The organism is Pseudomonas sp. JAI111, assembly GCF_024809425.1.
In the GTDB taxonomy this organism is placed as follows: Bacteria; Pseudomonadota; Gammaproteobacteria; order Pseudomonadales; family Pseudomonadaceae; genus Aquipseudomonas.
The window spans coordinates 142,490-154,986 of the sequence record NZ_JANUCB010000006.1 but is presented as its reverse complement, the minus strand read 5'-3'; the positions used below and the strand labels follow the sequence as shown (position 1 = coordinate 154,986).

Genomic DNA, 12,497 nt, shown 5'->3' with positions numbered 1-12,497 from the left:
ATTGAATGTTAAGCCGTCATCGCGAGCAAGCTCGCTCCCACAGGGATAATGTTGGGTCAGTACACGTCACGCCGATATCGGCCTTGTTCTATCAGTCGGTCGACTTCTTCAATCCCCAGCACTTCGTTGAGCACGTGATCCACCCCTGAAGCCATGCCTTGCAGGCTGCCGCAGATGTAGATCACAGCACCTTCAGCCAGCCATTGCTTCAACGTTTCGGTGGACTCGCGCAGCCGATCCTGCACGTAGATCTTTTCGGCCTGATCCCGCGAAAACGCCAGGTCCAGTCGCTCGATGTCCCCCGAGATCAGCCACTCTTCGAGCTCATCGCGACACAGGTAATCGTGTTCGCGGTTGCGCTCGCCAAACAACAGCCAATGGCGTTGTTGTCCATCGGCAATCCGCGCTTTCAACAAGCTGCGCAGCCCGGCGAGACCGGTGCCGTTGCCCAGCAAAATCATCGGCACCGGCTCGGTCGGTAAATGGAAACCGCTGTTACGTCGCACCCGCATACTGAGGGTACTGCCCACTGGCGCATGCTCGGTCAGCCAGCCGGAAGCGACGCCCAGGCTGCCGTCGGGATGCACTTCCTGACGCACGATCAGTTCCAGCACGCCGTCCGCCGCTATCGAGGCGATGGAGTATTCGCGCATGGCCAATGGCACCAGGGCGTCCAACAGCGCCTGGGCGTGCAGGCCGACCAGATGCGCTCGGTTCTCGGGCAATTGGCGACTCGCCAGGGCCTGCTCCAGAGGTTGTGTCAGGCCATCGTAGGTCACCGTGGCCCGGCCTTCGATGCCCAGGCCATCAAGGAAATGCTCGATCGCCCATGAACTGTTGCGTGGCAGCACTTCCACCAGGTCACCGGCCAGCCAACTGCTGGTGGTCGGGGCTGCAAGGCCCAGCAAGTACACCGGCGAGCCGCTGCTGTCCGGGTTCATCAATTCGCGGCGGGTCAGGGTCCAGTTGTCGTAGCTCGGTGCCTGCCAGGTGTCGGCCGGTGTTTGTCCGGTCAGCAGACCCAGCTGTTGTTGCCAGTGACGCAGGGCGTACGGATCGCCGCTGTCGACTTCCACCGGCGCGAACAAGGTCTTGCCGCCCTGTTCGCCCAGCCAGGTATGCAGGCGTCGGGCGAAGCCGCAGAAGTGATGATACTGGCGATCACCCAGGCCCAGTACCGCGTAGTTCAGGCTCTCCAGGCTCGGCGCCCGGCCCAGCACTTTGCGTTCGAAACCGCGGGCACTGTCCGGTGCTTCGCCGTCGCCGAACGTGCTGACCACGAACAATGCATTGCTGGACTCACGCAAATCCTGTTCGCTGACATTCGCCAGCGGCTGGACTTTCACCGGTACGCCGGCCGCCTGCAACTGCCCGGCGGTTTGCCACGCCAGCTGCTCGGCAAACCCGCTTTGGCTGGCGAAGCCGATCAACCAGGCCGGCGTATTGCTGCCGGTTTGCGCGAAGCCTTTGCGGGCATCGTTGATTTGTTTTTTCTTGCGCCGACGGTCGAGGTACAGCAACCAGCCGGTGATGAAAAACAGCGGCATGGTCAGCGCGCTGATTGTCATGATGATCCGCCCGACAATGCCGAAATAGCTGCCCACATGCAGCGCGTAAATGCTGGTCAGCAGTTGCGCCTTGAGGCTCTTGTCGCTGTAACGCTCAATCCGTTTGACCACGCCAGAGGCCGGATCAAGGGTGATCTGGTTCAACGCGCGATTGTGCGGCGAGGTCTTCAACAGGTAGAACACGGTGGCGGGTTGCCCGGCCACTGGCGGCATGCGGATGTTATAGGCACTGAGTGCCGGACCGGCAGCGCTGTAGATGCTGCTCCACATCAACGCGTAATCGGCGGTCGGCGCCGGACCGCTTGGCGCAGGACCACGCCCGCCGCGCATGCGCTCGTTTTGCGGGGCGTCGGAAAGCAGTCGGGTCAGGCCTTTGTTGTACCACTCATAGGACCAAGACAATCCGGTCAGCGCCGCCAACAGGTAAAACACCATGCACCACGTACCGGCCACCGAGTGCAGGTCCCAGTTGAAGCTGCGGCCCTTTTTCTTCCAGTCGAGGGTTAGCCAGGTACGCCAGTTTTTCCACTGGCGTGGCCAGCGCAGGTACAGGCCCGATAGGCAGAAGAACACCAGGATCAGCGTGCACGCGCCGGTGATTTGCCGACCGGTATCGCCCATGGCGAGAAAGCGGTGCAGTTGCAGCATGAAGCCGAAGAAGCCTTGCCCGGTGGCATCGCCCATGAACTCGGCGGTATACGGGTCGAAATAACGCATCTCGCCACGGCGTTCGCCGGGCGGAGGGGTGAAGAACACCTTGGCTGCGGTGCCGCTGTCGGTCTCGACACTGAGCATGGCGACTTTTTTACCGGAAGCGGCTTCGATGCGCTCGACCAGTTCGACTGGGGGCAGCACGCCGGCAACCTGCTTCTCGACCTGCAACACAGAGGGGTTCAGCACGCTTAGGATTTCATCCTGAAACGATACCGTCGCCCCGGTGATGCCCATCAGGGCCAGGACCAGCCCGGCACTGATGCCGAAAAACCAGTGCAACTGGAACAGGGTTTTCTTCAACACTTCGCTCGCCTTGTTCGTTCGATAATTGTCATCACGGCGCGCATTATGCCGTGGGTGGTCGAGAAGCATTCTTTTTTACGTACAAAAGCCCCGGTCATATAGATGAACGGGGCCTGACCTTTAATTGCCAGCCACTCCTTGTGGGAGCGAGCCTGCTCGCGAATGCGGTGGGTCAGCCAACACAAATGTTGAATGTGGCGCCCTCATCGCGAGCAGGCTCGCTCCCACATTTTTTAGAAGTGGAAGTTAGTGCTCAGCAATGCCGTACGGCCCGCCGCCTGATTGGCGAAGTGGGTTGAGAAGGCTTTGTCGTAATAGGTTTCGTCGGTCAGGTTTTGCACGTTCAGTTGCAGGTCGATGTTTTTGCTCAGCTTGTAGGCGGCCATCGCGTCGTAACGAACATAGGAATCAACCATGGTGGTGTTGGCCACGCTGCCGAATACATCGTCGACGTAGAACGCACCGCCGCCGATCGTCAGCTTCGGTGTGACCTGATAAGTGGTCCACAGGCTGGCGCTGTTTTTCGGCGTGTTAGGCAGTTCGTTGCCATCGTTGACTGCGCCCAGCGGGCCGCCATCGACTTGCTCGCTGTCCATGTAGGCGTAGCCGGCGAAGACTTGCCATTTGTCGGTGATCTTGCCGCTGGCCGACAGTTCGACCCCTTGGACGCGGGTTTTGCCGGCGTTTTCATAGGACGTGGTGTCGACTTGAACGCGGGCGTTGTCTTTCTCGGTGCGGAAGATATCGGCGGTCAGCGACAGACGATCGTTCAACAGATCCCACTTGGTACCGATTTCGTAGTTCTTGGTGGTTTCCGGTTCCATGTCGCTTTTCAGCAAGTTGCCGTTGCGGTCCGGCGTGCCGCCCAGCGGGTTGCCTTCCTGACCTTCGCCCAGGGTGTTGCCCGGTGGCGTGGCGGAGGTGGCATAGGACGCATAGATGCTGCCGTTTTCTGCGGGCTTGTAGACCACGCCGAACTGACCGGTCACGAACTCGCTGGTGTCATCGCCCTTGGACGTGGTCACGCTGGAGCCGTTGAAGGTTTTGTAGTCGGTGTCGAAATGGTCGTAACGCAGACCCATGTTCACCAGCCACTGCTCGGACAATTCCAGGGTGTCGAACACATACAACGCATAAGTGTTGGCTTTGGTGTCGGTACCGGCGTAGTTGCGTGAAATTGCACCGTTCCATGGATCGTTCGGGGTCGGGTTGGACAGCGACGTGCAGTTGTAGCCGCTCGGTGCACCGATGAGCGCCGGACTGCAGTTGGTTGTCACAGCCGCCGTTGCCGGCGTGGTGTCGGTGTTGACGTTGTACGAGGACTTGCGGCTTTCCTCGTGGCTCAACTCGATACCGGTGGCGAAGCTGTTCTTGAACCCGGCGATGTAGACGTCACCGAACAGATCCGTCTGGTTGGTAGTGGTCTCGGTGTTGCTGACGCGGGTGTTGGCCCGACGCCAGACGCTGCCGTTGTTGACGTTGCCCTTGCTGTCGTCCGGCTGGGTCAGGATGTAATCCTGCATGCTGGTGCCATGGCGCAAGGTGTTTTTGACGGTCAGCGCGTCGTTGAGGTCGTGCTCGATGGCGAAGGTCGCCGTGTCGGTGCGGCCCTTGCGGAAATCGCGATCCAGGCCATAGAAATTGCTGTCGTTACCGCCGGCAAAAGGCTTGTCCGGGTTCGATTTGGTACGGGCGGCCGAACCTGCGACAGGAATGGTGTAAGGAATGCCCGAGTCTGGCGTGTCGTTGCTTTCCAGGTGGTAGTAATCGAGGTTGACCCGGGTGTCGGTGCCCAGGCCGAACACCAGCGACGGCGCGACGCCCCAGCGGTCGTAATCGACTTTGTCACGGCCGGCGACGTTGCTTTCGTGGCTCATCAGGTTCAGACGGCCAGCGGCGCTATCGCTGAACTGGTAGTTGCCGTCCATCGTGTAACGCTGGGTCTGGTCCGAACCCCAGGTAAATCCGCCGTCGAACGAGTCGCCCAGATGCGCCTTCTTGCTCACCAGGTTGATGCTGCCACCCGCCGCTCCACGGCCGCCAATGGCCGAGTTCGGGCCTTTGCTGACTTCGATCGACTCGACCGCGAAGATCTCGCGGCTTTGCGAGCCGGTGTCGCGCACGCCATCGAGATAAGTATCGCCCTGGGCGTCGAAACCGCGAATGAACGGACGGTCGCCTTGTGGGTTGCCACCTTCACCGGCACCGAAGGTGATGCCCGGAACGGTGCGCAGCGCGTCCTGCATATTGAGTGCGCCGGTGTCCTTGAGGACTTGTTGCGGGATAACGGTGACCGAACGCGGCGTGTCCACCAGCGGTGCGGTGTACTTGGGCGAGGAGGCTTTTTCGACGTTGTAGGAAGTCGCATCCTGGGCTTCGCCAGTGATGGCGGTGGCGCCAAGGGAAATCGAATTGCCCGGTGCTTTTTCGTTGGTTTGTTCAGCCGCGAAAACCATGTGGCCCGCAGAGCCGGCAGTGATCGCCACGCCAATTGCTGACGCGAGCAAACGCGGTGAACTGACCGGTAATTGTGATTGTTGGCGTGACATGTGAATTCCCCTCCCAAGGATTTGAGGCCGCGGAATATAGGGTAAACAAGTATTTGTATCAATTGCGAAACGTTACTATTTGCATCGAATTTACATTCTTTACACTTTGACCTTACGGTTTTGGCGGGCTCGTTCGTCATGGGGTTTTACACGGGCAATAAGAATCAATACCATTGACGCCTCTTTGTTCTCAGGTGCCATCCCATGCTGCTGCACATTCCCGGCGTGTTCGCGAAAGAAGAAGTGCAGCGCATCCGCGAGGCTCTGGAGCAGGCGGACTGGGCCGACGGCAAAATCACCGCCGGCTACCAGTCGGCCAAGGCCAAGCACAATCTGCAGTTGCCCGAAGGTCATCCACTGGCCAAGGAGGTGGGCGCGGCGCTGCTTGAGCGGCTGTGGAAGAATCCGCTGTTCATGTCCGCCGCGTTACCGCACAAAGTCTTCCCACCATTGCTGAACTGTTACACGGCCGGTGGCAGTTTCGACTTCCATATCGACAACGCCGTGCGCCAGCCGAAAAACAGCATCGAGCGCGTGCGCACCGATCTCTCGGCAACGTTGTTCTTCAGTGAGCCTGAGGATTACGACGGCGGTGAACTGGAAATCCAGGACACCTTCGGCACCCAGCGGGTGAAGTTGCCGGCCGGTGACATGGTCCTGTATCCCGGCACCAGCCTGCACAAGGTCAACGCCGTGACGCGCGGCACGCGCTACGCCTCTTTCTTCTGGACCCAAAGCCTGGTGCGGGAAGACAGCCAGCGCGCCTTGTTGTTCGAGATGGATGGCGCGATCCAGCAATTGACGCAGGACATGCCGGATCATCCTTCACTGATTCGCCTCACCGGCGCTTATCACAACTTGTTGCGCCGCTGGGTCGACGTATGAGTTTCCAATTGCGCCGCGAGGAAGTCCTCGACGGTGATCGTCTCAAAGCCATGCTCGAGGAAAGCCCCGCACGCGCAGCCCAGGCGATTCTGATCGCCGCCCGTGAAAACGTACTCGAAGCTCAGGCGCTGCTCGGACAGATCCTGCTGGACGGGCAGGGCATCGCGCAGGATCAACCGCTGGCGTTGCGCTGGTTCGAGATTGCCGCCCAGCGCGGCCACTTGATGGCGCGCAACATGCTCGGTCGTTGTCATGAACATGGCTGGGGTTGTGCCGCTGATGCATCGGTTGCCGCGGGGCATTATCGAATGGCCGCCGACGCCGGGCTGGATTGGGCGATGTACAACTACGCCAACCTGCTGGCGACGGGGCGTGGGGTGATGGAGGATCAGGCACAAGCGCTGCATCTTTATCGCCTCGCCGCCGAACTGGGCCATGCGAAGTCGATGAACCTGTTGGGGCGGTATCTGGAAGAAGGACGGGTTTGCCCTGCAGATCCATTGACGGCGCGACTTTGGTACCAACGATCTGCCGAAGGCGGGGATTTTCGCGGTCAGTTCAGTTATGCGGCGCTGTTGGCAGATGACGGGCAGGTTGACGAAGCCATGTCCTGGTTACGCCGGGCATTGACCGGCGGTAACCAGAACTTCCTTCGGGTGAGTGGAGATGCATTACTCAACGCCCCGCACCCTGCGATCCGTGCGATGGCTCAGGAATACCGGCAACGGGCGTCCGAACTCACTCAACAGCAACATTAGTCGCGTAGCCACTGACCTTTGAGGTTGGCCAGGTAGGACGCCAACGGCTTGGCCTGCGAGATCAGATGTCGGCCCTTTTTGACAAGGTCGTCCCCGGTATCCTCGTTGATGGCCTCAAGAAACAACGACAACGCTTCGACAATGTTGCTCGTTTCATTGACATACGAATCGCGCGGCTCAATCACTTTCTTAGTGTCGTTCAGTTGTTTGGCTTTCTTGTCGTTATCACTGATTTGGCTGACAAGAGAACTCAGGCGACCCTGTCGTTCTACTAGACGAACCCGAAGCGTGGTGCGCGCCGTGATCAGGCCCTGGTATTTGATCAGTTCGTTTGCCTCATCAAGAAATTTGTTCGCGACCAATACGCCGGCTTTCAGGGCCGCCGTTTGGGGTGTTTCAGGTTGAGTGCCGATCATTCCGGTCAATTGCTCGAGAAGAGGTTTCACGCGATCAATGAAACTGAGGCTTTGAAATAGACGGATCGCTTCATTCAAGACCTTTTCATCATCCAAGAGCTTTTCCACTGGTGGGATTTCCTTGTCCCGTTCGGTGGCCAGAACCTCGCGTGCCTGCGCCAGTTCAGCAATTTTGAATTGATTGTCACTGATGGGGGAATACCTGACATTGTAGAGCGCGTGGCTGAGTTCGGTCTGAGCTGTGCCCAGGTTATCAGTGCATTGCGAGATCAATTGCCTGGCTATTTTGGTATAGACCTCAATGGCGTTTCTGGTTGACGGATTCATGTCCCCCATAGACAGCGCGGTCAACGCCTCCAGTGTCTCATTGAGTGTCGCGGTATCCAGATTGATGATCGCGGTAGTAATGGTCTTGTGCGCAATCAAGTCTGTATCCGTGATGGCTGCATTCAGCTTGACCAGTTCATTTCGCAAAGCCTCTATATACAAGTCAGCAGAGCCGGTGAGGGCCTGGTAGCGAATGGTTATTCGACTGTTGCGAATAACGGACATGTCCAGTGCGGTATACGATAGTGTGGTCATAAATATCCTTATTTATAGTTGTTGGGTGGTTTTGTATCAGTCGAATGCTTGGGTCAACGCCTTGGCATTGGATTCGATGTTTTTCCAGTTGCTGAGCACGACTTTCAGGCTCGAAACAAACGCCCTGAGCGTGAGGAATTCGTGAATGCCATCAATTTTGTTTTTTGACGAGTTGATGTACTCCGAAATGGTGATCCATAAGGTTTCAAGCAACGCAGTGCTTTGTGTTGCACCGACGATATAAGAATCAACGCTGTACAGGCGGGCATGAAGGGTCAACAACGTTCCCGTCAGAACGTTTTTCTTACGAACTTGCTCAGTGAGTTCATCCCGTCGACTAACCAGCGGCGCAACATGTGCAGTCTGCAGGTTGGCTTTGAGCTGTAGAACTTTGTAGCCCAACGGATCGATAAACGACAGGAAGGATTCAAAGAAGTTAGGCTCGTACTCTTTGGTTTTTTCATTAACCAGGCGTTGAGCATCATCAATTTCAACGTTGAGTCGGGTGATCTCGGCATTCAACTCGTGATTGCCGGCCAGTTTCAGCTTTTCTCCAATCAATACCGCGACCACATCGGTCAGCTCGGTCTTGAAGTATTTCAGCCGGAGCTGGATGTCAGTGCTGTTGGTTTTCTTTTGATCAATGGAACTTGCAATAAACTGAATAGAGTCCTTGATGGATGGAAATCTGTTTTTCTCATCTGAGCCAATTTTCAACTCGGGAAGTTTGGAAATTTCTTCGTCCGTCAGCCCTTCAATTGTGCCAATGTAATTTTTATATCCCGGCATGGTTTCGATGGCTGCGATAATGTCGTCTCCGAAATAGCGCAAGTCTTCGGAGAATGTCTTGAGGCTGCCAGCCACTTTTTTCATCGAGAGTTCTATGTCGTTCCAGCTATGGGCATTGGTAACGATTTTGGCGCAGGTATTTGCAATGTCATAAGGCTCCAGCCCGGCGATGCCGGTATTTTCGCTTTTTAGCAGTGCTTTAACATCGTCGAGGTTGGTAGGGAGTTTCTTTGCTTCGGAAATGTATTCTTTGATTCGTATAATATCGCCTTTGGTAATGATCGGTGGCGAGGTCGCGTTTAATACAGGCGATGTATGAAGTGGCATGGTTGAAGTCCCTTTCAAGTAAGTGAGCGCGTAGCATAACTTCAGATGGGTGCAAGTTTGTTATTTGGTCTGTAACTATTTATGGTGCTTGGAAGTGTGTTTTTCAGGAAAGCGGAAATAAAAAAACCCGTGAAAAGTCACGGGTTTTTGTGTGGCTATTTACGAGTTAGACGTAAAACGACTTCAGCGGCGGGAAGCCATTGAATTCAACCGCGCTGTAGCTGGTGGTGTAGGCACCGGTCGACAACCAGTACAAACGATCACCGATCGCCAGGTTCAGCGGCAAACCGTACTTGTAGTTTTCGTACATGATGTCGGCGCTGTCGCAGGTCGGGCCGGCGATGACCACTTCTTCCATCTCGCCTTTCTTCTCGGTCCAGATCGGGAACTTGATGGCTTCGTCCATGGTTTCGATCAGGCCGGAGAACTTGCCCACATCCGTGTACACCCATCGCTCTACAGCAGTACGGGATTTACGGGCGACCAGCACCACTTCACTGACCAGGATGCCAGCGTTGGCGATCAGCGAACGGCCTGGTTCCAGAATGATTTCCGGCAAGTCGTCACCGAAGTCTTCCTTGAGGAAACGGATGATTTCTTCAGCGTAGGTTTCCAGGCTGTTGGTGCGGGTGATGTAGTTGGCCGGGAAGCCACCGCCCATGTTGATCAGCTTCAGGTGGATGCCGTCTTCTTCCTTCAGGCGCTCGAAGATCACTTTGACCTTGGCGATCGCTGCGTCCCAGACGCTGATGTCGCGCTGTTGCGAGCCGACGTGGAACGAGATGCCGTAAGGCACCAGGCCCAGGTCGCGAGCGAGGATCAGCAGGTCCATGGCCATGTCGGTCTGGCAGCCGAATTTACGCGACAGAGGCCAGTCAGCGGTGGTCGAGCCTTCGGTGAGGATGCGCACGTAGACTTTCGAACCCGGCGCAGCCTTGGCGATGTTGCGCAGGTCGGCTTCGGAGTCGGTGGCATACAGACGCACGCCCTTATCGTAGAAGTAGCGGATGTCCTTGGATTTCTTGATGGTGTTGCCGTAGCTGATGCGATCCGGGCCTACGCCCTGGTTCATCACTTTGTCGAGCTCGTAGATCGAGGCGATGTCGAAGTTCGAGCCTTTCTCTTTGAGCAGGTCGATGATTTCGACGGCCGGGTTGGCCTTGACCGCGTAATAGACCTTGGCGAATTCGAAACCGGCGCGCAGGTCGTCATAGGCCTGGCTGATCATCGCGGTGTCGATCACCACGAACGGGGTTTCTTGTTTATCGGCGAAGGCCTTCATTTTGTTGAAGGTATCGCGCGCGAAATAGTCTTCGACGTTGATCGACATACTTGGGAGCTCCTACTGGCAAACGTTAGTAATCAATGGGTGCAAATGAACGTCCTCCGTATCCCCACTTTGGTTCGCCTACTTCCCAAGGCATGTCGCCGAAAGCAAAAAGGCCATGGGGAGCGGTGCTTCCCTTGGCCTTGCTGTCTCGTCGTCAGTACTTGAGCCGGATGGATCGTTTCCAGCATGGACGTTCGGCGCGAACTTTAGGGCGTGAGGGGCTTGAGATCAACTAAAAATGTCGCGTTTTTGCACGCTTCCGTCGTGCGGTCCTCGACAGTTACTGATGTAACCGACCTGCATGACAGTGTGATGTTCCCTCAAACGATCGTTCCCACGCTCTGCGTGGGAATGCATCAAGAGACGCTCTGCGTCTCAAAGAGGGGGACGCAGAGCGTCCGGGGCGGCATTCCCACGCGGAGCGTGGGAACGATCAGTGCGGGAGGTCAGACCATTGCAGCCTGTTCGGCAACTTCGGCCGGCGAAACAATGCTGGTCTTGCCGCCTCGGGATTTGCCGGAGCTCAGATACTCGGCAATCGATTCCTGCGTCACTTCACCAAGGAACACGCGCTCGGCATCCATCACCGGCAACCACGAGCGATTGAACTCGTACATGCGCGACAGCAGGATGCGCAAATGTTCGTCGAATGCCGCCGTGGCATTGAACTCGCGCAAATATTGCGCACACGTCCCGGTCTGACGGTGCAGGTCGCGACGTCGTACATAACCGAGCGCCTTGTTCTCACCGTCGGTGACCACCACGTAGCGACGGTCCAGTTCGTCCATCAACTCCAGCGCTTCGGCCACAGGTGTTTGCGGGCTGACCGACGGCGCGTTGTCCGCCGCGTCTTCGGCTTTCACCAGCAACAGGCGCTTGAGGGTGCTGTCCTGGCCAACGAAGTTGCTGACAAAGTCATCCGCCGGGTGCGCAAGCAGGGTGTCCGGGTGATCGATCTGCAACAGCTTGCCGGCGCGGAAGATCGCAATCTTGTCGCCCAGCTTGATCGCTTCGTCGATGTCGTGGCTGACCATGATCACGGTCTTGTTCAGGGCCCGTTGCATCTCGAAGAACTCGTTCTGGATCATCTCGCGGTTGATCGGGTCGACCGCGCCAAACGGTTCGTCCATCAACAACAACGGGGCGTCGGCCGCCAGCGCACGAATCACGCCGATCCGCTGCTGCTGGCCACCCGACAACTCACGCGGGTAGCGATTCAGGTATTGCTTCGGCTCGAGCTTGATCATGCTCATCAACTCGCGAGCGCGGTCGTGGCATTTCTGTTTGTCCCAGCCGAGAAGACGAGGAACGATGGTGATGTTTTCCTCAATGGTCATGTTCGGGAACAGACCGATCTGCTGGATCACATAGCCGATGTTGCGGCGCAGGGTCACCGCGTCGAGATCGGTGGTGTCTTCGCCGTTGATCAGGATCTTGCCGGAGGTCGGCTTGATCAGGCGGTTGATCATCTTCAGCGTGGTGCTTTTGCCGCAGCCCGATGGCCCGAGGAACACACAGATTTCGCCTTCATTGACGGTCAGGCTTACCGAGTCCACGGCTTTTACGTCTTTGCCGTTGCTTTGGAAGGTCTTGCTGAGGTTTTGAAGTTCGATCATTTGAGCAGTCCTTTTGGAGTCAGCGTGCGTTGCAGCCATTGCAGAAGCAGGTCGGCGAAGATGGCCAGGAGACTGACCAGCACGGCGCCGACGATCAGCATCGACATGTCGCTGCGGCTGATTGAAGCGAGAATGAGTACACCGAGGCCACCGGCGCCGATGGTCGCAGCGATGGTCATGACACCAATGTTCATGACCACGGCGGTGCGCACGCCAGCGAGGATCACCGGCACCGCGATTGGCAGTTCGACCATGCGCAGACGCTGGCCGAAGGTCATGCCGATACCGCGAGCGGCTTCGCGAATGCCAGGGTCGACGCCGGTCAGCGCCAGGTAGGTGTTACGCATGATCGGCAGCAGCGAATACAGAAACACCGCTGTGATCGCCGGCATCGGGCCCAGGCCCTGGCCGAACTTTGAATAGAACGGCAGCAACAGGCCGAACAGGGCAATCGACGGCACTGTCAGCAACACCGTGGCGCTGGCTTGCAGCGGTCCGGCGAGGGTCGGGAAGCGTGTCATCAGCACACCCAGCGGCACGCCAACCAGAATCGCCAGCGTCACCGCAATGCCGACCAGGGTGATGTGCTGCCAGGTCAGGTGCAGCACCAGCGGCCAGTCGAGATGGGAAAAGGCGTTCAAAAATTCCATGGCTTTTCCT

The 12,497-nt window shown here is 57.3% G+C and carries 9 protein-coding genes; 2 read left to right on the top strand and 7 right to left on the bottom strand.

Annotated elements, in window-relative coordinates:
- Positions 1-56: 56 nt before the first annotated feature.
- On the bottom strand, positions 57-2,585 hold the full coding sequence (locus tag HNR03_RS19750; protein WP_259155339.1) for a sulfite reductase flavoprotein subunit alpha: 2,529 nt from the start codon (positions 2,583-2,585) through the stop codon (positions 57-59).
- 233 nt (positions 2,586-2,818) lie between these two features.
- Complete coding sequence (locus tag HNR03_RS19745; protein ID WP_222589756.1) at positions 2,819-5,134, bottom strand: TonB-dependent siderophore receptor; 2,316 nt, start codon at positions 5,132-5,134, stop codon at positions 2,819-2,821.
- Positions 5,135-5,338: 204 nt separating this feature from the next.
- Here HNR03_RS19745 and HNR03_RS19740 point away from each other — a divergent pair, with 204 nt between their 5' ends.
- The gene (locus tag HNR03_RS19740) at positions 5,339-6,019 is read left to right on the top strand and encodes a Fe2+-dependent dioxygenase (protein ID WP_259155338.1); all 681 of its coding nucleotides are present in this window, start codon (positions 5,339-5,341) and stop codon (positions 6,017-6,019) included.
- Positions 6,016-6,777, top strand: coding sequence for a tetratricopeptide repeat protein (locus HNR03_RS19735; RefSeq protein ID WP_259155337.1), 762 nt, complete (start codon positions 6,016-6,018; stop codon positions 6,775-6,777). The genes HNR03_RS19740 and HNR03_RS19735 overlap by 4 nt, the downstream gene beginning before the upstream one ends.
- Here HNR03_RS19735 and HNR03_RS19730 read toward each other — a convergent pair.
- From HNR03_RS19730 to HNR03_RS19710, 5 genes are all read right to left on the bottom strand, one after another.
- Positions 6,774-7,775 carry an alpha-xenorhabdolysin family binary toxin subunit B gene (locus HNR03_RS19730; protein WP_259155336.1) on the bottom strand — a complete coding sequence of 334 codons (1,002 nt, stop codon included), beginning with the start codon at positions 7,773-7,775 and terminating at the stop codon, positions 6,774-6,776. The genes HNR03_RS19735 and HNR03_RS19730 overlap by 4 nt on opposite strands.
- A gap of 36 nt (positions 7,776-7,811) precedes the next feature.
- A complete protein-coding gene (locus HNR03_RS19725) occupies positions 7,812-8,891 on the bottom strand; it encodes an alpha-xenorhabdolysin family binary toxin subunit A (protein ID WP_259155335.1) in 1,080 nt (359 codons plus the stop codon).
- A 166-nt stretch (positions 8,892-9,057) separates the two neighbouring features.
- Positions 9,058-10,221: a type III PLP-dependent enzyme gene (locus HNR03_RS19720; protein ID WP_007942814.1), complete on the bottom strand. Its 1,164-nt coding sequence runs from the start codon at positions 10,219-10,221 to the stop codon at positions 9,058-9,060.
- Positions 10,222-10,667: 446 nt separating this feature from the next.
- A complete protein-coding gene (locus HNR03_RS19715; RefSeq protein WP_208670009.1) occupies positions 10,668-11,837 on the bottom strand; it encodes a betaine/proline/choline family ABC transporter ATP-binding protein in 1,170 nt (389 codons plus the stop codon).
- Positions 11,834-12,487 carry an ABC transporter permease gene (locus tag HNR03_RS19710; protein ID WP_090175586.1) on the bottom strand — a complete coding sequence of 218 codons (654 nt, stop codon included), beginning with the start codon at positions 12,485-12,487 and terminating at the stop codon, positions 11,834-11,836. Before HNR03_RS19710 ends, HNR03_RS19715 begins: the two co-directional genes overlap by 4 nt.
- Positions 12,488-12,497 lie beyond the last annotated feature (10 nt).